Origin of the sequence: Limosilactobacillus albertensis (genome assembly GCF_014145555.1) — a bacterium.
Lineage (GTDB): Bacteria > Bacillota > Bacilli > Lactobacillales > Lactobacillaceae > Limosilactobacillus > Limosilactobacillus albertensis.
The window spans coordinates 151,691-172,084 of record NZ_JACIVD010000062.1 but is presented as its reverse complement, the minus strand read 5'-3'; the positions used below and the strand labels follow the sequence as shown (position 1 = coordinate 172,084).

19 protein-coding genes are annotated in these 20,394 nt (G+C 39.1%); 3 read left to right on the top strand and 16 right to left on the bottom strand.

The window, feature by feature from the left end:
* Positions 1-19: 19 nt before the first annotated feature.
* Both H5S41_RS06405 and aspS read right to left on the bottom strand, forming a co-directional pair.
* On the bottom strand, positions 20-988 hold the full coding sequence (locus H5S41_RS06405; RefSeq protein ID WP_085720378.1) for an IS30 family transposase: 969 nt from the start codon (positions 986-988) through the stop codon (positions 20-22).
* 154 nt (positions 989-1,142) lie between these two features.
* Positions 1,143-2,945 carry an aspartate--tRNA ligase gene (gene aspS / locus H5S41_RS06400; protein WP_182602734.1) on the bottom strand — a complete coding sequence of 601 codons (1,803 nt, stop codon included), beginning with the start codon at positions 2,943-2,945 and terminating at the stop codon, positions 1,143-1,145.
* 383 nt (positions 2,946-3,328) lie between these two features.
* On the opposite strand from aspS, the gene H5S41_RS06395 reads away from it, so the two are divergent.
* Positions 3,329-4,177, top strand: a complete 849-nt coding sequence (locus H5S41_RS06395; protein WP_182602733.1) for a fructosamine kinase family protein — start codon at positions 3,329-3,331, stop codon at positions 4,175-4,177.
* Between the two features lie 115 nt (positions 4,178-4,292).
* Here H5S41_RS06395 and dtd read toward each other — a convergent pair whose 3' ends face one another.
* The 6 genes from dtd to H5S41_RS06365 form a co-directional block, all read right to left on the bottom strand.
* Positions 4,293-4,730 carry a D-aminoacyl-tRNA deacylase gene (gene dtd / locus H5S41_RS06390; protein WP_182602732.1) on the bottom strand — a complete coding sequence of 146 codons (438 nt, stop codon included), beginning with the start codon at positions 4,728-4,730 and terminating at the stop codon, positions 4,293-4,295.
* Positions 4,731-4,741: 11 nt separating this feature from the next.
* A complete protein-coding gene (locus tag H5S41_RS06385; protein ID WP_182602731.1) occupies positions 4,742-6,979 on the bottom strand; it encodes a RelA/SpoT family protein in 2,238 nt (745 codons plus the stop codon).
* A gap of 18 nt (positions 6,980-6,997) precedes the next feature.
* Entirely contained in the window at positions 6,998-7,333 is a 336-nt protein-coding gene (locus tag H5S41_RS06380; RefSeq protein WP_182602730.1) for a hypothetical protein, read from the bottom strand.
* 79 nt (positions 7,334-7,412) lie between these two features.
* Positions 7,413-8,153 (bottom strand): 16S rRNA (uracil(1498)-N(3))-methyltransferase, encoded by a 741-nt coding sequence (locus tag H5S41_RS06375; protein ID WP_182602729.1) that lies wholly within the window; start codon positions 8,151-8,153, stop codon positions 7,413-7,415.
* Positions 8,154-9,113, bottom strand: a complete 960-nt coding sequence (gene prmA, locus H5S41_RS06370; protein WP_182602728.1) for a 50S ribosomal protein L11 methyltransferase — start codon at positions 9,111-9,113, stop codon at positions 8,154-8,156.
* A 129-nt stretch (positions 9,114-9,242) separates the two neighbouring features.
* Positions 9,243-9,548: a hypothetical protein gene (locus H5S41_RS06365; RefSeq protein ID WP_182599184.1), complete on the bottom strand. Its 306-nt coding sequence runs from the start codon at positions 9,546-9,548 to the stop codon at positions 9,243-9,245.
* 195 nt (positions 9,549-9,743) lie between these two features.
* On the opposite strand from H5S41_RS06365, the gene H5S41_RS06360 reads away from it, so the two are divergent.
* Together H5S41_RS06360 and H5S41_RS06355 are read left to right on the top strand one after the other, a co-directional pair.
* Positions 9,744-9,923, top strand: coding sequence for a hypothetical protein (locus tag H5S41_RS06360; RefSeq protein ID WP_182602727.1), 180 nt, complete (start codon positions 9,744-9,746; stop codon positions 9,921-9,923).
* 116 nt (positions 9,924-10,039) lie between these two features.
* Positions 10,040-10,999: an L-lactate dehydrogenase gene (locus H5S41_RS06355; protein WP_182602726.1), complete on the top strand. Its 960-nt coding sequence runs from the start codon at positions 10,040-10,042 to the stop codon at positions 10,997-10,999.
* Positions 11,000-11,075: 76 nt separating this feature from the next.
* On the opposite strand, the gene H5S41_RS06350 is transcribed toward H5S41_RS06355, so the two are convergent.
* The 8 genes from H5S41_RS06350 to H5S41_RS06315 form a co-directional block, all read right to left on the bottom strand.
* Positions 11,076-11,249: a hypothetical protein gene (locus tag H5S41_RS06350; RefSeq protein WP_182599158.1), complete on the bottom strand. Its 174-nt coding sequence runs from the start codon at positions 11,247-11,249 to the stop codon at positions 11,076-11,078.
* Between the two features lie 52 nt (positions 11,250-11,301).
* On the bottom strand, positions 11,302-12,381 hold the full coding sequence (locus H5S41_RS06345) for an Ldh family oxidoreductase (RefSeq protein ID WP_182602725.1): 1,080 nt from the start codon (positions 12,379-12,381) through the stop codon (positions 11,302-11,304).
* A gap of 73 nt (positions 12,382-12,454) precedes the next feature.
* Positions 12,455-13,870, bottom strand: coding sequence for a C69 family dipeptidase (locus H5S41_RS06340; protein WP_182602724.1), 1,416 nt, complete (start codon positions 13,868-13,870; stop codon positions 12,455-12,457).
* 524 nt (positions 13,871-14,394) lie between these two features.
* The gene (locus H5S41_RS06335; protein WP_035152729.1) at positions 14,395-14,838 is read right to left on the bottom strand and encodes a hypothetical protein; all 444 of its coding nucleotides are present in this window, start codon (positions 14,836-14,838) and stop codon (positions 14,395-14,397) included.
* A 116-nt stretch (positions 14,839-14,954) separates the two neighbouring features.
* Entirely contained in the window at positions 14,955-16,061 is a 1,107-nt protein-coding gene (locus tag H5S41_RS06330; protein WP_035152731.1) for a LysM peptidoglycan-binding domain-containing protein, read from the bottom strand.
* 1 nt (position 16,062) lies between these two features.
* Positions 16,063-16,497 carry a phage holin, LLH family gene (locus H5S41_RS06325; protein ID WP_182602723.1) on the bottom strand — a complete coding sequence of 145 codons (435 nt, stop codon included), beginning with the start codon at positions 16,495-16,497 and terminating at the stop codon, positions 16,063-16,065.
* Positions 16,494-16,796, bottom strand: coding sequence for a hypothetical protein (locus H5S41_RS06320; protein ID WP_003663688.1), 303 nt, complete (start codon positions 16,794-16,796; stop codon positions 16,494-16,496). Before H5S41_RS06320 ends, H5S41_RS06325 begins: the two co-directional genes overlap by 4 nt.
* 34 nt (positions 16,797-16,830) lie before the next feature.
* Entirely contained in the window at positions 16,831-20,385 is a 3,555-nt protein-coding gene (locus H5S41_RS06315; protein ID WP_182602722.1) for a CotH kinase family protein, read from the bottom strand.
* Positions 20,386-20,394: the final 9 nt, after the last annotated feature.

The window sequence follows — 20,394 nt, the reverse complement described above, 5'->3', positions numbered from 1 at the left end:
CCCGAAATGTCAATTTAAATTAGAAAAATGTTGAAAGCTGTTCATCTGTGACGTGACTTAGGAATACTTCAAGTGGTGTGCGGTAGTGAAGTGACTTCCGTGGAATAGTATTTCGTTTGTGCATCAGCTGGGTGATTAGTTCATCTGGTAAATTACGGAAGTCTAATCGTTTACTGAGACCGTCACGACGTAAGATACCATTATTGTTTTCATTCAGGCCGCGTTGATTGGGCGCTCCAACCTCCGCAAAATAAGTATGAAGATCATGTTTATTGGCAATCTCACGCCAGCCCGCGAATTCCTTACCATTATCAAAGGTAATCGACTTAACGAAATGACGAGGTATTTTAGAAAGCCATTTATCCAAGTGATAGTTAACTGCTTCATCAGTTTTACGATGAACGTTAAGCACAATCATCACCTTAGATTGACGTTCCACCAAGGTCATGACCGCACCACGATGAGCTTTTCCTTGAACAGTATCAGCTTCAAAGTGACCAAACTCGTGTTGGTAGTGAGGAAAATCATGGTATCGCTGGTAAATACTCCGACCGAGATGCCCCGCCTTACCACGTCGTTCGACATAGCCATTGGGGTGTCGCTTGCCTTTCATCGGTAATTGCTGGACGGCAAAATTGTACTGTCCACGAGCAAACATCCGATAAAGTGTCCGCATACTACAGCTAATTGTCCGTTCTGCTCGACCAATGATCGTATCAGGTGTCCAGCCCGCTTTAACCTGCTCATTGATGTAGCTGATCTCATCCTTGGCTAGCTGAGCCTGCTTACGACCACAACGCTGCTTATTCCGTTGGTAAGCCTTAAGATACTGTGCAATGGTCTTACCGCTATCAAGAAATCGATAGACTCGGTAAATAGTTTCTTGGCTTCGTTTAAGCAGTTTAGCAGCTTGATAAGCCTTCGTACCTTGGTGCCAAAAATTAGCTATGAGGGTTAGTTCACGTGTGGTAAGATGTTTATAAGTCATTTGTGATGTTCCTTTACTTTTGTTTGTGGTTATTCAAAAGTCTATCACAAATGGCTTTTTTATTTTTCTAACTTAATTTTACAAACGGCGAGTAAAAAAGCATCCTGCAAACAAGGAAGAATTATCCTTATTTGCGGGATGTTTTTTACTATATCTATTTTTCGTCAGGATCCTGGTCTTGCTTATAATCGACTTTTTCATCGAATTCGATCTTAAGGTCATCAAGCTGTTGCTCACTAACCTTACCAGGAGCGGCTGTTAATGGTTCCACTGCCTTTGAGTTCTTAGGGAATGGAATAACGTCTCGAATGTTATCAGCTTGAGCTAGTAACATTACCCAACGGTCTAACCCAAATGCTAGTCCTCCTTCTGGTGGCATTCCCATTGTTAAGGCCTTAAGCAAGAATCCAAAGCGGGCTTCTGCACGTTCTTTTGTATAGCCAAGCGCTTTTAGCACTTTTTCTTGCACTTTCGGATCATGAATACGGATAGAACCTCCACCAATTTCGTTACCATTTAAAATAATATCGTAACTTTGGGCATGTGCTTTATGAGGATCTTCGCCGTCTTCAAGATAATGCAAGTCCTCTTCGTTTAACATCGTAAATGGGTGGTGGGCAGCAATCCACTTACCAAATCCTTCATCATATTCAAACATTGGCCAGTTAACAACCCATAAATAGTTCCACTGGCCTGGTTTAATCATATCTAATTCTTCAGCAATTGCCCGACGAAGGTAACCAAGTGAATCTGATACAACATGGAAACTTCCAGCAACAAAGAGAATTAAGTCACCATCTTGAGCATCCATTTCTGCGTTAATTTGTTCAGCTTGGTCATTTAAGAACTTAGCTACCGGACCATTATATCCATCTGGTGTTACCTTGACCCAAGCAAGTCCCTTAGCACCAAAACGCTTGATATATTCTTCATACTTAGAAATATCCTTACGTGAATATTTATCGGCACCACCCGGAACACGAATGGCCCGTACGTAATTACCGTCCGCAACTGTATTAGCAAAAACCTTAAATGAACTATTCTTAACAATTTCAGAAAGGTCATGAATCAGCATTCCAAACCGGGTGTCTGGCTTATCAGAACCATATTTGTCCATCGCTTCTTGCCATTCCATCCGTGGAAATGGCGTCTTAACATCGACACCCACAATTTCTTTCATTACTCGTTTAATCAAGCCTTCTGTAACAGTTTGAATATCCTCAGGAGTAGCAAAACTCATTTCAGTATCAATTTGGGTAAATTCTGGTTGACGGTCACCACGCAAGTCTTCGTCCCGAAAACAACGTGCTAATTGGTAATACTTATCAACACCAGCAGCCATTAATAACTGTTTAAAGAGCTGTGGTGACTGCGGTAAGGCATAGAAATGTCCAGGATAAACCCGTGACGGTACAATGTAGTCACGAGCACCTTCAGGAGTTGAACGAGTCAAATCGGGCGTTTCCACGTCCATAAATCCTTCGTTATCATAGTAATTGTGGACAATAGAAGCAACCTTGCTCCGAAGTTTTAAGTTCCGCATCATTTCTGGCCGGCGTAAGTCAAGATAACGGTACTTCATCCGTAAGTCTTCAGATGCATCAACATTATCGGCAATATCAAATGGTGTAGTTTCCGACTTAGCTAATACTTTGATCTTATCAACCGCTACTTCAACTTTTCCAGTCTTCATATCTGGATTAATTTCTTTTTCAGCCCGTAGTTGAACTTTACCTTGAACTTCAAGAACATATTGGTTTCGAACAGCATTTGCTACTTTAAATGTTTCAGGATTTTCTTTTTCATTAAATACAAGCTGAACAATGCCCTCACGATCCCATAAATCAATAAAAATGAGTCCACCAAGGTTTCGGCGTTTTGCAACCCAACCTTTTAAGACAACTTTTTGACCAACTTGCTGTTCATTTGTATCTCCAGCATAATTTGTTCTTTTCATTCTCCGTTTCCCTCTTTCAATACTTTAATAACAATTTAAATAAAAAACACCCTTGAAATTACAAGGGTGCAAATGCACGGTACCACCTTGGTATCACTCATAAATAACGCCAAAACGGCGGAGCATAATGCTCAGCTTCAAAAGTGTCAATCGAGCTTGAAAGTTTTGGAGCTTACACCCTTCTCCAATCGCTGACAATTCCAAGTACTCGAGCATTCTTTATCAATAGCTATTAATATTCTTTAATTTACATTTTTACCTTACTCGATAGCTTAATAAATGTCAATACTAAGCTTATCCAGTGTCTTACCAATCAACTTCATTTAACAATTATCACACAAAAATGGTATAAATAGAGTAATTTAATAAAGGAGGGATTATCCTTGAAAAATCCTAATTCTGCATGGTTTAAACAACTTCCCTTAGAAAAAATTACAACAATTAAACCCGTTAGTGGCGGTGATATTAATTTAGCTTATCAAGCTACAACTGATGATGGTAAAAAATATTTTATCAAGGTTCAGCCCAATCATTCTCAAACTTACTTCAATCATGAAATTAATGGGCTTAAAGCTATTGGCAAAACCATTAATACACCCACACCAATTCATCACGGAGAAATTGATGGAAATGCATACTTAATCTTAAACTGGCTTGATGAAACATGGGGTAATCAAGAAGATCTCGGCCTTGCAGTAGCTAAGATGCATCAGCAGCATAATGATAAGTTTGGCTTTATGGATAACCACCAAACAAAAGCGCTCATTAAAGATAATTCTTGGAATTCAAGCTGGGTTGACTTTTACATTCATCAACGGTTAGAGCCGGAAGTGACAGTAGCAAGCCAGCGTGGTCGTTGGAACAAATGGCGTCAGGAGCATTATCAACGAATGGTTAATAAATTCGCTGATTATTATCAAAAACATGAGGTCATTCCTAGTTTACTCCATGGCGACTTATGGGCGGGAAATTTTCTATTTGCTGGTAATCATGAGCCTTTTTTAATTGATCCGGATGCCTTATTTGGTGATCGTGAGTTTGACTTAGCAATGACAACCGTTTTCGGTGGTTTTGATAATAGTTTTTATCAAGCTTATAGCAGTATTTTCCCATTTGATGACGGACTAGATGAGCGTCTATCGTGGTATCGTTTTTACTATTTGTGCATGCATTTAGTTTTATTTGGCGAAAGCTATGGTCGCGCGGTTGATCAAATTTTAAGGCAGTTCTAAAAGAATAATTAATTTTAAAACTGCAAATGAGGTTTCATTTACAATTAGTGTAAATCAAACCTCATTTTTTCGTTATCGCTTAATTTAATAACATCGAAAAACTTTTCACAGTCATTTAACGCTCATAGATAATCGTCGTTGGACCGTCATTTTCTAAATCAATTTTCATCATTGCCCCAAAATGACCAGTTTCAACCGGGATACCAGTAGCAGCCAGCTTTTGATTAAACAGATTATACAAAGGCTCTGCAATCTCTGGACGTGCTGCTTGTGAAAATCCAGGACGGTTACCATGTTTTGTATCCGCATAAAGAGTAAATTGTGAGACTGATAAAATTGCTCCATCAACATCACGAAGCCCTTTATTCATCTTACCGTTCTCATCTTCAAAGATACGCAAATTGGTAATTTTATGCACTAGATAGTCCAGTTTTTCTTCTGTATCGTCGGGGGCAAAACCAACTAACAGTAAATAACCCTGCTTTATTTTACCAACAACTTCATTATCAATCGAAACTGCTGCATGATTTACTTTTTGTAAGACAATGCGCACTTTAAATCCTCCTAGCGAATAATACGTTTAACAACATAAACATCAGGAATATTTTTCAGGCCATCCATGATAAGTTGTAACTGCCGTAAATTTCTAACCCCAATAGTTAAGCTGATTGTTACCATCTTATTGTGGTCAACTTTACCATTAACTGAATTTAAGAAACGTGTACTGTTATTAACTGATCTAAGGACATCATTCAACAGTCCATTCCGATTATAGCCCTGCACTTCAAGGTCAGCATTGTAGTTAGTCTTATCGCCATTTGGATTTGCCCAATATACACTAACAATCCGTTCGCCATTTTTACGAGCAGCCTTAATGTTAGGACAATCATCACGGTGGACAGATACTCCGCGGCCTTTAGTAATATAACCAGTAATAGCATCCCCTGGAATCGGGCTGCAACAATGACTTAAGCGAACGAGCAAGTTGTCTACGCCTTCAACAACAACGCCCTCGCTTGATGCTTTAGCCTGCTTTTGCCGCTCACGTTCATTAGGCTTTTCAAGTGTCTGATGGTCTTCCAGCACTGCTTTTTCGGCAGCTTGTTGACGGTCGCTCTCTGCTTGTTGACGAATATCAGCCGTAAAGCGATTCCTAATCCCAACTGGTGCTAAATCACCAAAGCCTAATGCAGCAAACATATCATCGCTACTATTGTAATGAGCTTCTTTAGCAACCTCTTCGCACTTCTCATCAGTCATTAACTCTGATGGTGAGTATCCGGCTTCACGCAGTTCATTTTCGAGTAATTGTTTCCCCTGCTCAATATTCTCTTCACGGTTATGTGCACGGAAGAACTGCCGAATCTTATTTCTTGCCCGTCGAGTAGAAACAAGATCGAACCAATCACGGCTTGGTCCTGCAGATGAAGAAGAGGTAAGAATGTCAACAATATCACCATTCTTAATCTCATAATCAAGAGGAACAATGCGGCCATTTACCTTTGCACCGGTTGTATGATTACCGACCTCAGTATGAATCTGGTAAGCCATGTCAAGCGGGCCAGATCCTTTAGGCATTTCAATTACGTCTCCTTTAGGCGTAAATGCATAAACCTTATCAGTAAAGATATCGCTTTGAATTCCTTGCATAAATTCATCGGTACCCTGACTCTCGCTCCGTAACTCAAGAATTTCTTTTACCACATTTAATTTTTGGCTATCTTGGTTTTGACGAATTCCGTTTGTTTTTCCTTCTTTATATGCCCAGTGTGCTGCAACCCCATATTCAGCGATTTCATGCATCTTATGAGTACGGATCTGCACTTCTAATGGTCGTCCTTCTGGGCCAATAATTGTCGTATGCAGCGACTGATAGCCATTTGCTTTGGGCATTGCAATGTAATCCTTAAAGCGGCCTGGCATTGGTTTCCAATTAGTGTGAATAGCCCCTAATGCAGCATAACAATCACGAATCGAATCAACGACAATCCGCACTGCAAGTAAATCATAAATCTGACTAAATTGCTTGTGCTGTGTCACCATCTTACGATATACAGAATAGATATGCTTTGGTCGTCCGTATATTTCAACATTAGGTCCTAAATTAAGGTCAGCAATTGCCTTTTTTATTAGCTTAATTGAATCATCAATATAATCGACCCGTTGATCCCGTCGTGAATTCATCAAGTGAACAATCCGGTAATATTGTTGCGGATTTAGATATCGTAAAGAAAGGTCCTCTAATTCCCATTTAATCGTACTAATCCCCAAACGGTCAGCAATCGGGGCATAAATCTCAAGCGTTTCATTTGAAATACGTCGTTGCTTGTCTGGACGCAGATGATTAAGGGTTCGCATATTGTGGAGACGGTCTGCAAGCTTAACAATCATTACCCGAATATCTTTTGACATCGCTAATAATAGTTTTCGGTGCGTCGCCGCCATTTGTTCTTTATTTGATTTATAGCGAATCTTACCAAGCTTTGTATCACCATCAACGATCATCGCAATTGTTGGTCCGAAAAGCTCCTTAATATCATCCAACGTGGCCCCGGTATCTTCAACAATATCATGGAGGTAGCCTGCACAAACCGTTTCAGGGTCCATATGTAAATTAGCTAAGATACCCGCAACCTGAATTGGGTGAATAATATACGGTTCGCCAGACTTGCGCCGCTGGTCGTGATGAGCCACCTCTGCAAAATGATATGCCTTTTCTACTAAGGCAACATGCTCTTCATTCATATATGATCCAACGATTTTTTGCACATCTTCATGTGTTAATTCCCTTTGTTGTGACATCAAAAAACCTCCTTTCAACTACTTTTGCTGATGCATTGCCCACGATAAATATGCAAGTGCTAGATATGCAAGTGCAAAATAATAAGTATAACGAGGCATAAAAAAGTATGCAGTTATAAAGTATAAAATTGGAAAAATAAATAATTCGCCCCAATTCTGTTGGCGTTTATAAATCCAATACCCTGTCCAAATGCTAAAAAGTCCGTTGATTAAAATTAAAACAAGTTCCACCATTGCTACGCGGGTAACAAACGGCAGCTTATCTACTACTAAAGTCAATACAATCCCAACTAGAATGCTTGATATCCATAATTTTTTATCTAAACGCGCCCACGCTTTTTTCATAAAATCCATTCTCTCTCAACACCTATATTCAGTTTTTAAATCACCGATTAAAGCTGTCCTTTATTTTACCATAAGTAGGGCTTGCTCATTATGACAATTCCATTGCATACGAAATTGCTGCCATAAAATATAAGGGAGCCGTTTCAGTACGGAGAATCCGCGGTCCAAGTCCTACCGCTTCAATACCAGCGTTATTCATTTTAGTAATTTCCGTTTCTGTTAAACCGCCTTCTGGGCCAAAAACGGCAAGCATTGAGTCACCAGCCTGTAGACCATTAAACTGATGAGCTAACGCACTTGTCTCACCTTGCTTAGCTGATTCTTCCCACGCTACAACACGCTTTGTAGCAGGGTAATCGTTTATTAAAGCATCAAGGCTTTTACAATATTCAACAAGCGGTACTTTATTTCGATGCGACTGTTCGGCAGCTGATTCTGCTATTTTTTGTAACCGTTCGATTTTTCTTTTTTGTTTGCTTCCCTGCCAATGACTAATTGACCGTGCTGCCTCAAAAAAGACTATTTTATCTGCACCTAATTCTGTCGACTTTTGCACAATTAATTCCGGCTTTTCCTTTGTCTTTGGGATCCCGCAGGCAAGAGTAACAGATACCGGTAATTCACTATTAGAAGGTAATTTTTGTATAATTTTTAATTTAGCAGCTGGCTCAGTCACACTAACCGTCGCCAAATATACACAATGATCAGCTAAAACCAATTCTACTTTAGCCCCGATACCAGCACGCATTACTTTTAATAAATGACGCGCTGCTTCTGATGGCAATGTAATTTCAGCACTAGGATTAGCATTTACAAAATATCGTTGCATTTATTTCACCTCAGCTGGTTTATGAGCAATCATTCCATGCCAATCTTTCATTTGCTGCTCATCATCAATGATAAAGCCCTGCTCCTGTAATTTTTGACGAATTAAAGGTGCCTTATCATCAATAATTCCTGAAACAAGGAATTTTCCGCCTGGCTTCAGATTTTCATATGCTTGCGGAATAAGCGGAATAATGACTTCAGCAAGGATATTTGCAACAATCAAATCAGCCTGTGTGTGAATACCGTCGAGCAAGCTGTTAACACCGACATTAACGTCTTTAGCAACTGGATTAAGCGCTAGGTTCTTTTTAGCAGAATTAACAGCGACTTCATCAATATCATAGGCGTCGACTTTCCCGGCACCAAGATGCTTAGCTGCAATGCTTAACACTCCCGATCCGGTCCCAACATCAATCACATATTCATTACCAGTAATAGTCTTTTCCAGTGCTTCAAGCATTAGGCGGGTTGTCGGATGAGTTCCGGTTCCAAAAGCCATCCCCGGATCAAGAAAAATTAATTTTTCCTGAGGATCTTCCGGATGGTAGTCTTCCCATTGCGGAACAATCGTTAACTGGTTCGTTACTCTTAACGGGTGGTAATATTTTTGCCAAACCGTTGCCCATTGCTCATTATCAACTGAGGCTGCCGATACCTTATTTTCGCCTGGGTTTAAGCCATAATCTTTAAGCTTTGCAACTCGCTGCCGAATTGTTGGCAATAATTCCGGTACAAAAACATTTTGCGGGAAATACCCCGACACTGCTGCGCCGCTTTGACGATGAGGAATTGAAGCTGGATCAATAAATTCGCCGTGATTCCCGTATTTTCCTTTATGGAGATTTTTAAAATCAGCGGCGTCTTCAATTTGTACCCCTTCAGCTCCCTCATCCGTTAAAATATAGCTTACTGCTTCAACGGCTTCACTAGAAGTGATCACCTTTATTGCTGTCCAATCCATTTAATGCCCTCCTTAAATACTAAAGAGGCTGGGAAAAAACACCTCTGTTTTTTCTCAGCCCCCTTGCTGATACGTACATTTAGATAATAGGCAATTTTTCCCATTTACTAAATTATATCTAATAAAGCCTTATTCTTTATCCTCGCCGGCTTTATTAATACGTGGACGTTCTTGTTCGCGTTTTTTTTCTTTTTCAAGATGATGGACTAAATAATCAATTAAGTCCGATTCAGTCAAGAAAATACGGGGATGATGCTGATGATGCAAGCGGACGTCAATCTCGTTAATTTTTAATCGTCCGGTCCAAGTATGGGAGTAACGAACAATTACCCGATTATTTAACCTGTGTTTGCCGAAACGGAACACATATACGTGTTGGGGTGTCATCATTGGCCGAATGTACTCTTTTTTATACATTAAATCATTATCGCGCATAAACTGCTTAGTTCGATTCAGAATGGTAGCCACCTCCTCTATTATTATTCCTGATCAATTGAATTAATCTTCCTAGATAGATATATTTTAGCACAGGTCACCATTGTTCCAAAGTTTAATCTATGTTTAAACTTTAATTTTCATGAAAAATGCTATACTTAATTCACAATTCTTTAATGAAAGGTGATTACTTAATTGAGTTTACTAATTGCTATTCTTATCTGTTGGCTGTTATGGAAAATCGGTGTTTTAACAGTTAAGTTTATCGGTTTAATTCTCCTGATTCTTTTGATTGGGACATTAATTCACGTCCTATTATGGCCAGCCATCATTCTGGCTATCCTAATATTAGGTGCCGGCTTGTTTACTAATTAATTTATCAAGAAGACTTTATTAAATTTTATAGTAATTTTCCCGCGGAATGTTATAATCATTAATGTGAGAGAAATCTCAAATAATGTATACATAGGATGAAAGGGAGACTGTTTATTATGTCTAAGAATCATCAAAAAGTTGTTCTTGTTGGTGACGGTGCTGTAGGTTCAAGTTATGCCTTCGCAATGGCTCAACAAGGAATTGCTGAAGAATTTGCTATTGTTGATATTATTAAGGAACGGACTGAAGGGGACGCAATGGACCTTGAAGATGCCACTGCCTTCACTGCTCCTAAGAACATCTACTCAGCAGATTACGACACTTGCAAGGATGCTGACTTAGTTGTTATCACTGCTGGTGCCCCACAAAAGCCAGGGGAAACTCGTCTTCAATTAGTTGACAAGAACTTGAAGATTATCAAGTCTGTTGTAGAACCAATTGTTAAGTCTGGTTTCGATGGTATCTTCTTGGTTGCCGCTAACCCGGTTGATATCCTTACTTACGCTGTTCAAAAGCTTTCTGGCTTCCCAAAGAACAAGGTTGTAGGTTCAGGTACTTCACTTGACTCCGCTCGTCTTCGTGTTGCTCTTAGTAAGAAGCTTCATGTTGACCCACGCGATGTTATTGCCAACATCATGGGTGAACACGGTGATTCAGAATTTGCTGCCTACTCAAGTGCTACTGTTGGTGGTAAGCCATTACTTGATATCGCTAAGGATGAAGGCATTTCTGAAGACGAATTACTTAAGATTGAAGATGACGTTCGTAACAAGGCTTACGAAATCATTAATCGTAAGGGTGCTACATTCTACGGTGTTGCTACTGCCTTAATGCGGATTTCAAAGGCTATTCTTCGTGATGAAAATTCTGTTCTCCCAATCGGTGCCCCAATGAACGGTGAATACGGACTTAACGACCTTTACATTGGTACTCCAGCTGTTGTTAACGGTTCTGGTGTTGCCAAGGTTATCGAAGTTCCGCTTAATGACCGTGAAAAGAAGGCCATGGCAGACTCTGCTAAGCAATTAGGAGAAGTTGCCAAGAACGGTATGGCAAAATTACAAGGTAATAACTAAGCCATATTATTGAATAAATATTGGGCTATTAAAAGGCTCTCAGCGTTTACTATTAAACGTTGAGAGCTTTTTTACTTTACTTATCATTCTCTAAATTGCGGGCAAAATCATTAAGAAATTCCTTTATTAAGTGATCCTTATACCCTTTTTTCTTAAGCTCATCTGCTAAGATTGCGGGGGTTAAGCCATTTTTGATTGCTAAATGGTGATCACCCGCAAGCCAAAACATTACTAATTCACGATTTTCCAATTTTTGCTCCTTTTTCTACAGGTTATCAGTATTAACGTTGCAAAAATGCATTCTATTCAGGAACATGAACATTCAATTCAGTACCAATTTCTTTCATTTCTTGGTAAGTCTTCTCATCAATTGAAACGCCTTTTTCTTGATTTTCCGCTAAGAAACGGTATTCACGATCTCCAGGTATCCATATTTCTTTACCAGGGATATGTTTAAGCTGGCGAATACGATTTAACATTGACGTTGCATCTTGCTTAAGCACTTCCGGATCGCCAAAGAATGCTGGGTCAAACACCATTACAAATTGACTAAAATCATGCTTGCCACTAACAGTATCTGCAGAAATCGACCCCTGGGCTAAAATACCGGTTAGTAATTCAATCACAATCGAATTACCCATTCCCTTATAGTTTGAATTTACCGCGCTATTTCCACCAAGAGTGAGCACACCGCCGCCCTTTTGCTCTCCTTCTGTAAATGCAGCTGTAGCAAGAATATCTTCAGCTTCTTGCGCGTCAGTTACTACTTTACGGTTTTTATCAACTGCCCATTCTCCCGGTAATGGCTCATTTTTCTTATCATGAACTTGAATCTTTCCGCCAGATACTACACACGTTGCCCCATCAAACATAAAGGGGTGCGGAGTTGCAGGAAAAGCAAATGCAAACGCATTAGAACCCAAAAAGGCCTGGGTTGCATTAGTTGGCACAACGAGCGGACGCGTATTAGTAAGGGCAATACCTACTAAGCCCGCTTTTAATGCTAATCTTGTATAGTAGCCAGCTGTTCCAAAATGATTTGAATTACGAATCACGGCAATTGCTACACCAGTTTTCTTTGCTTTTTCAATAATCTTATGGGTAGCTAAAATAGTTGCTAACTGTCCCATATTTTGATTTGCATCAACAAGAATGGTCCCTGGACGTTCTCGAATGACTTTAGCCTTATTTTGCGGAATAATTGTTCCATCTTTAATCATTCGACAATACCAAGCCAATCGCTGGATTCCGTGAGAGGATATTCCTCGTAAATCGGCATCTACTAGAGTATCAGCCAATAATTGGCTATCATGTTGATCAAAATCCAGCTTTGAAAAGACTTCTTCCAAATATTGTCGTTCAGCACTTTCCTTAATTCTCATTTTCATCCTTCTCTCATTTTATATTAATTATATTTTAATATTAGTGAGAGAAATGTCAATGAGTGGATAGCACTTAAAGGTTAGGATCCATTTTAAACGACATTCGAGAAAGTTCACAGCCCTCTGTTAGCAATTCATAGAATAGTTCTGTTGTCCGTTTATTATAATGAGTTGCCACTTCATGGTTTTGCTCTGTTAAGTAGTCAATTAGTGCTTGTCCTTCAAGATTCAGCGTTTCTTTATCAACTTGGGCAATTTTCCGACGTGCCCATTCATTTAATTCTTTTTGATAATCTTCATCTTTTTCGATAAATTCTTGATAATGGCTTTCAACAACTTCTGCTAGAGCTTCATTTAACCAAAATGCCGATTTCAAATCCATCTTTTCAGGAACATTCCGATAAGATTCATCTGTATCATCAGCATTAGCAAAAAACGGAACATATGGATTAAATGCTGGAACACCTAATTCAATCCAATGAATGCTTGTCTTATACTTATTCAGATCACGTACTTGTAAAATGTGAGATTGGGCTGTCCGCGATAATGAGATTGCCCGGTACGTCTTTCGTTCAGGAGCATCTCCCATCGGATCATAGGGTGTTTCGTTAAAATGAGACTTTAAAACATACTGAATATCTTCGTTGGCAATCTTAAATTCAGCTTTACGGATAAAGGGCATTTCAGAATCTTCAGGCATTTGACCTTGTGAAGCCTTAGGACTAAGGTATCGTTGCGCAAACCAGGTTCGTGGCGTATTATAGTGCCGGTCTTTTTGCGTGCTTGTACCAAAAATATGGCGGAAATTCCACCGATCATGATCCGGATTTAGTTGGTGTTCTTCAACAAATTTTTGAATGCCATCTGCCCACATATAATTATCAGGATCGGTAAAATTAATATCTTCAATCGCAACCTGGTTAGGTGTTACCGCATAACAGTCATCCGGAATTCGAACAGCAACCCATTGATGACCCGTTACTACTTCCATATACCAGATATTATCAGCGTCCGCAAACTGCATCCCATTTCCCTCAGCAGAACCAAACTTTTCAATTAGTTTTCCAGTATATTCAACACCCTCACGAGCAGAATGAATATATGGCAATACCAAGGTACATAAGGAATCTTCTGCTAGCCCATTCTTTACATAGGGGTCATAGGCTAAAACCCGGTCATTTGCATAGACACTCTCAGTGAATGAAGCAGCTACATTGGCCTCATTAATCCCATCTTCTTCATTAGGACCAGCAGTTTGGTCTAAACTCGGAGTTGAAGTATAACGCATTCCGCTTTCTGGCAACGTTACAGTAACCTTGTTATATGGAGATACATAGGTTTCATGACGGTCTTTTACAGCTGATTTAACTAAAAAGCGCTTGGGTTCAATTGCCTTAACACGATCTTCATTTCTTGCGATAAATACCGTCCCATCAAGCGATGCCCTTTTACCTACCATAATTGATGTGCAAGCATCTTTATTTTGCATAATGCATTCCTCCCAATTACATAATAGCGATTACATTATCTATAATACGCCATTTGATTTAGGGTTGCATGAAAATAAGTGATAAAGGCCCCTCATTATTTGGCTTAAAGAAAAAGCAGACTAATCTTTTGGTCTTTCCTTGAAATCCGCATAAGGGAAAAACGTTAAAAGATTGGTCTACTTTGTGATTTTTAAAGATTGAAAATTCTATTATATCAACGCTTACTTCTCGTCCAATTGCTCATCGGTCTTCAAAACGGCCATAAAGGCGGCTTATCTAATGGTTTTATTTTAACGTTTCTTACAACACTTAAAAACAGCTCATAAGCTTTGACATATATGGACTTATGAGCTGTTAATATTTTTATGATTGCTTATAATATTTTATGCTTTTTCAGCAACCTTTTGTTTATGTGGGCATTTCGTGGGCAAAAATGAAGCAATCTATTTCACCTTTTCTTTTAACGATGTACTAGTTTTCTCAACAGTTAATAAAGCAATCTTCTTACTGCTCCTTTGTAAAGTCATAAACTTTTAGTGCGTTTACAATTTATAGTATTCTTCAAATCAAAAAGTGGTCCTATATTCTTATTAGCCTCTAGTTTCCGCAGACAAGGAGCTAACTGATTAACATATTTTGCGACTTCATGCTCTTTTTGATTGGTGCTATTAATCTTAGAAATAAAACTATCAACATACGAAGCGTCTAAATAAAATTCGCGAGCGTCCAAACGCTTTTTCGCTATTTCAAATTCACTGACATGTAGTTTACACAGACCGTATTCATCAATTAACATCCTCCTTAATTCTTTCTTATTATCACATGTATTAATAATTTGTTCTAGCACTTTAGCTAAACGATAGTCTTTCTTGTATTGTCTGTACTCTTTAAATAATTCGCTAGAAATATTTGTAATAATTGTAGCGATTATAGATAAGATTATAGGAAGTATAAAAGTATTGACCATAAATAAATCACCTCGATTTTTCTATAATTATATAACCCTATTGCTTTTCCAAATTCCATTTTATAGAAAAAGCCCTAGCGACCATTGCATCACTGCAACGACCACTAGGGCTTATATTAAATCTGAATTGTCTGACCAACATAAATTACGTTAGGGTTTGCGATGTCATTCTTTTGAGCTAATGCTTGCCAGGTCTTGCCAAACTTAGCCGCGATTCCGCTTAATGTGTCCCCTGCTTGGACAGTGTAAGCATTGGATTGTCCGTTGCTGGCTAAGTAAAGTTTTTGACCAACGTAGATCACATTCGGGTTAGCAATGTGATTACGGCTTACGAGATCAGAGACAGTGGTACCGAATTTGGCGGCAATTCCGGATAAAGTATCGCCTGATTGAACAAAGTAAGTATTTTCGTTCGATGCTTTTCCGGTGACTTTAAGCACCTGGCCGACATTGATCTGGTTTGGATTTCCAATACTATTGATTGCTGCTAGGTTCTGATAAGTAGTCCCGTACTTTTCAGCAATTCCACTCAATGTATCGCCTGGTTGGACAATGTAGGTTCCGCTTGCTGGATGGCCAACGTGTTGCACCGGCTTAGGTTCTGGAATAACAACTTGCGGAACATTACCTGATACTGAACCGGTTGTAAAGGCACCATCAAAGTCATAACTGGTATCAATTCCCATGATGCCATGATCAGAATATTGCCAAGCATTAGCATTATCAATACCTAATGAAGTTACGCCATAACCAGCAACCCAAATCTTACGGGATCCGAAGCCATGCGAATTAAGAATACCACCAGTGAAAAAGGACTTCATGGAGTAAATACCGGTATTCTTGTAACCGAGAGCTTCTACTTCTTGGAGAAAGGCTAATGATGCTGATTGATAATCAGGTGCCGAATGAACTTCCGCATCATCAATCATCAAGGTATCGTCATACATACCGAATTGCTTAGCGATCTTAACGAAGAATCGAGCTTCATTTTGTGCATCAGCAATTGAAGTATACCGAGCAAAGTGGTAACAGGATACACGCAAGCCAACTGCTAATGCATTGCGGATTTGAGCAGCAGCACGGGGGTTAACGTAAGCTGAACCATCTTCGGACCCTTCCGTTAACTTAACAACGACCCCTAATGCACCCTGAGCTTTAGCAGCTTGGAAAAAGGCAACAGTATCTGGTTGGTAACTTGAAACATCAATAAATTGGTTACGCATGTTATTCTTCCCCTTTCATTGGATCGATTGCTGGTGCTTGGCCGGCTGGAATAGTGGCAGGTTTAGTTGGTTGTGCTTCTTCTTGCGATGTTGGATCAATGGTTGGTGTCAATGCAGACTTTTCATAAGCTGATTGGACAAGCGTCTCGATAGCGTTGAGGTCGATATTCTTGATACCTTGTTGTTTGAGAGCCTGTTGGACAATATCCGTTGCTTGGCGAAATTTCTCATGACCGGCCATGTCTTTGCCGACTAAGGAAGCAACCGCGTTATCCGCAAGCTGAACCGCACAAGACCAAGCAGCACGAGAGGCTTCGGTTTTGGCATGGATGACTTTAGCGTGAATAAAGTTTTGCATTAGTTTCAAGGCAATAAAAAAGGCTACCGAAGCGGTAACCGTAATTAAATATGATGGAATTTCGTTAATGACGTTCATTTGTTTTGTTCCTCCAAATTTGTAATTCGACGTTCATGATCTCTTAATTGTTCATCGTGGCGAATAAAGTGCTTATCGCCATTTTCAAATCGTTTATTGGCATGTTTGTGCCATTCATTCCAATCTTCAATATTCTTGTTGAGCTTTTGAAGATTCTGATTGATTGGATTAAGAACTTTATCAATTAGATTACCGATTAATTTATGCGCCCCGCCAAATACTGCGGTTCCAATTACTAGGATGGATCCCCATTCAGCCCAACTAAGACTAAGGAAGGAATGGATTGTAAAGATGTGCATTGCCTCACCTCCTTTTGAGGCGACTATGTTTTGATTACTTAAGCCAAAGACTATCTAGTAACTTAAATCGTTTATAAATGTGAGCCTTAAGGAAATTGAAGGTGTCCTTATCGTGATTTGGATTATTCCAAAGCTTAAACTCGTCTTCATAGTTGCTCTCACCAATTAGATTGATGTGATCACGATACATCTTAAGAACATAAACTGGTGTCAGCCAAGTTCGTAATTCTTTGTAACGCGCTTTAATTTCATCGGCAAATAGTGAATTCAGCCTCGTGAAAAGGTGACTATTTAGCCCTAATAAATCAGTTAACGGTTCACTAACCTTGCCATTTGAATCAACACCGTAAGTTGTATCAAGATCATAAGGATGGTAGTACCACTTCTTTAAGTCCCAGGTGATTAACGTTTGATTTTTGCCAGCTGCGTCCCCATTTTCAATAACATTAAGGAAAATGAAGTAGTCAATTAAAGACTCAAGGTCGATATGCTGGCTAAGTTGTGCCTTGAAGTCATCATCTGATGACGTTGAAACGAAAGTAATCAAGTCGTTAGTAGCCTTCTTGATTTCATCCGTTGGCTCATCTGGTGAGATCATCTCGAAGTCAGAACCATCGAGCTTTACGCCGCCATCTGGCAAGGCACTAAAAGCAGTTGGGGCAGTGTACGTCTCACCTGAGATAACAGCTTTAGCGTGCTTACCATAGTCACCCTTAGCCGTGTTAAAGGAGTAGATACCGACAAATTCATTATTGATAAAGACTTTGACCGGGAAACCATCGATAAAGCCAAAATCATCAGTTTCTACTAGATCGTCAGGCATGCCCTTCTGTGTTGACCAAATATCGGTACCGATGTTGGCATTAACGACATCACGGCAAAGTAGTGGGTCAGTGTAATAAGCTTTTAAGTTGTACTTATTATCTGGATTCCATAGTGGATTAGGTTTAAACTTCATTTTCTTAGTTAGGCTTTGATCCTCAAAGGTTTTAATTCGATATGCCTTCTTATCAAAAGCTAATGAACTATCACCTTGCCACTTGGTTGAGGCGAAGCCATCAACTTCTCGGCCGTTATCCTTAAACTTAAATTGCATCGTTACATAGTTAGTACCACTCATTCCAGATGTTGAACCGTTAAGGTATACCTCTGGCAACTGTTTATAGTCATGAGAAGAAGCACTATTTGACTTTTTGTTTGTGTTATATTCAAGAACTGCATTGTAATCGTTAATTAAAACAATACCTAGATCGTTAGTCCCTGAAGTATAAAGCATTAGTACTACTTTGGTTGCATCTTTTATATGATCATAATCAAGCATCAGTTCTTTCTGATAGTTTAATAGTTCCCACGCATTTAATGCGATTTGATCAACACTAATCGAATTACCTAGATCATTGCCATTTTTATCATAAAAGTGTACATCAAGTTTAAGCGTCTGAGCTACCGAAGATTGGATATTGAAGTTAAATTTAATTGGGTATGTTGCCGCCAAGAAAATCTTGTCCTTATTATCAATCGCCCACTGAATTCCTCTGAATTGCGTATTTGCTGTTGAAGTTACTTGTAGCCACTCTTGCTCAAGATACTTAACTGTCGAAATAACCGTATCACTATTATTGACGAATGGTTGTCCAGCTAATAAGCTTGGGCCCTTCAATTGATTAGTCTTAAACTTCAATAACGCTGATTCATTATTTAAGAGAACCGTCCCAACATCTTCTGCGTTAGTACTATAAAGCATAAGAGAAATTTTTGTTGCATTTTGTAAATGATTAAAGTCAAACGTAACTTGTTTCTCATAATGAATTAGTTCACCAGTATTAGCTTGAATGCTATCGATCGTGTATGAGTTGCCTAGATCGTTACCATTCTTATCATAGAAATGAACATCAATATTAAATAGTTGATTTACCGTCAACGAATTAAGATTAAAGCTAAGTTGAAGTGGATAATTAAGCAATAACGATACTTTATCAGCATCATCAATTACCCATTGATAACCTTGACCAGTTCCAGCAATTATCGTAGTTAATTTATGCCACACTTCTCCTAGATATGAAGTGTCAGTAATTTGAGAGTTATTATTTACTGTTAATGGCTTTGACGGCAGTAAATTAGCTCCGGGCAACTTATTATCATTATATTTAACATTAACCATTAATCCTGTGAGGAGAATAGTTCCTAAATCGCCCGTATTGTTTGAATAAATCATAATCACTACTTTAGCCACTCCCGCTAGAGCATTGATATTTAAATCAACAGTCTTTTGATAATTAAACAACTGCCAAGCATTCAATGTTAATTGATCGATATTAATTGAATTATTCATGTCTTTATTATCGTTATCAATAAAATGAATGTCGATATTGAATGTTTGTGCCACAGAAGACTGAATATCGAAGCTAAGTTGAAGTGGATAATTCTGAATCGCAGTGACTTTATCGGATCCTTCAACAATCCATTGCACACCACGCATGCTAGAATTACCGATTCCTGTAATCTGAAGCCATTTGTGTCCCAAATAATCTGTTACGGCTAACTGAGTATCATTATTCATAGTAATAGCAGGATCTGTCTTCCCAGTTGTGAAACTACCGTTACTAATGAAGTTATCACCGTCAATTAGTGACTGTTCAATGCCGGCTGCTTGAAAAAGAGGACCCTTAACCCATTGACCATCTCTATATAAAGCAAGATAACCATCATCAGTTGCGATTAATTTTGTTGCTCCGTTTGGATAAGCAGCCTTTACCGCTTCTAAATCAGCGTACATCTCGGGTTGTAAGTTCATTTTTGCTAACTTATCTTCCAACTCATATTTACCCGCCTTTTGAGCAAGCATACTATCTTGTTGAGCATTCTTCTGTTGCAATGCTGTATAGTTAGCATTTGCATTAGCAATGCTTTCTTTTTGATTAATTGCTGCATCTTGCGCATCTTCACGACCGGCCATATCAGTAAAGCGACCACGAGCGCCAGTAACTTCACCTTTCAGATCGCTAATGTCACCAGCATTGGCATCAGCTTGTTGCTTAGCTTGATTAGCAGTAGTAGCAGTATCACCAGAAACGTTTGACTTAGCTTGATTGTTTAAGTCCTTGATTTCATCAAGCATGGCCTGACCTTTATCATGAAAATCATGGAGCATAGTTTCCAAACGGCTATCATAGGAAGACTTATCCGGGTCAAAGTTGAACTCAATCCCATTCTTCATGACGGTAATCTTAACGTTAACCGATGAGATAACTTTTTGTGTCTCTTTATCGACAATGCGAAACATTGTCTTGTCGGGATCATAAGTGCCGTCTGCTCGGAACGTACCAGCAGGGAAACGGAAAGTTAAATCACCCATATACAAATTATCGCCGGGTGTGTTGGTATTACACGTCCCAGCGATATAGATATTCTTTTTGTTTGGATCATTGGAAAGAAATTCAACGTCTTTCCCCCGCATATCGAACAGATTATCACCATAACCGATATGCAGAGGTAGCAATAGATCATCATCGCCAACTCGTGGATTAATCACATTTGACAAGTCGATAATTTGCGTTGACTTCTTCATTAAATCAATTGTTACTCGCATTGTCTACCT

Excerpts from the sequence above, each read along its gene's own strand:
- H5S41_RS06405 (WP_085720378.1), bottom strand. The coding sequence starts at position 988 with ATGACTTATAAACATCTTACCACACGTGAACTAACCCTCATAGCTAAT.
- aspS (WP_182602734.1), bottom strand. The coding sequence starts at position 2,945 with ATGAAAAGAACAAATTATGCTGGAGATACAAATGAACAGCAAGTTGGT.
- H5S41_RS06385 (WP_182602731.1), bottom strand. The coding sequence starts at position 6,979 with ATGTCACAACAAAGGGAATTAACACATGAAGATGTGCAAAAAATCGTT.
- H5S41_RS06380 (WP_182602730.1), bottom strand. The coding sequence starts at position 7,333 with ATGGATTTTATGAAAAAAGCGTGGGCGCGTTTAGATAAAAAATTATGG.
- H5S41_RS06375 (WP_182602729.1), bottom strand. The coding sequence starts at position 8,153 with ATGCAACGATATTTTGTAAATGCTAATCCTAGTGCTGAAATTACATTG.
- prmA (WP_182602728.1), bottom strand. The coding sequence starts at position 9,113 with ATGGATTGGACAGCAATAAAGGTGATCACTTCTAGTGAAGCCGTTGAA.
- H5S41_RS06365 (WP_182599184.1), bottom strand. The coding sequence starts at position 9,548 with ATGCGCGATAATGATTTAATGTATAAAAAAGAGTACATTCGGCCAATG.
- H5S41_RS06355 (WP_182602726.1), top strand. The coding sequence starts at position 10,040 with ATGTCTAAGAATCATCAAAAAGTTGTTCTTGTTGGTGACGGTGCTGTA.
- H5S41_RS06345 (WP_182602725.1), bottom strand. The coding sequence starts at position 12,381 with ATGAGAATTAAGGAAAGTGCTGAACGACAATATTTGGAAGAAGTCTTT.
- H5S41_RS06340 (WP_182602724.1), bottom strand. The coding sequence starts at position 13,870 with ATGCAAAATAAAGATGCTTGCACATCAATTATGGTAGGTAAAAGGGCA.
- H5S41_RS06335 (WP_035152729.1), bottom strand. The coding sequence starts at position 14,838 with ATGGTCAATACTTTTATACTTCCTATAATCTTATCTATAATCGCTACA.
- H5S41_RS06330 (WP_035152731.1), bottom strand. The coding sequence starts at position 16,061 with ATGCGTAACCAATTTATTGATGTTTCAAGTTACCAACCAGATACTGTT.
- H5S41_RS06325 (WP_182602723.1), bottom strand. The coding sequence starts at position 16,497 with ATGAACGTCATTAACGAAATTCCATCATATTTAATTACGGTTACCGCT.
- H5S41_RS06320 (WP_003663688.1), bottom strand. The coding sequence starts at position 16,796 with ATGCACATCTTTACAATCCATTCCTTCCTTAGTCTTAGTTGGGCTGAA.
- H5S41_RS06315 (WP_182602722.1), bottom strand. The coding sequence starts at position 20,385 with ATGCGAGTAACAATTGATTTAATGAAGAAGTCAACGCAAATTATCGAC.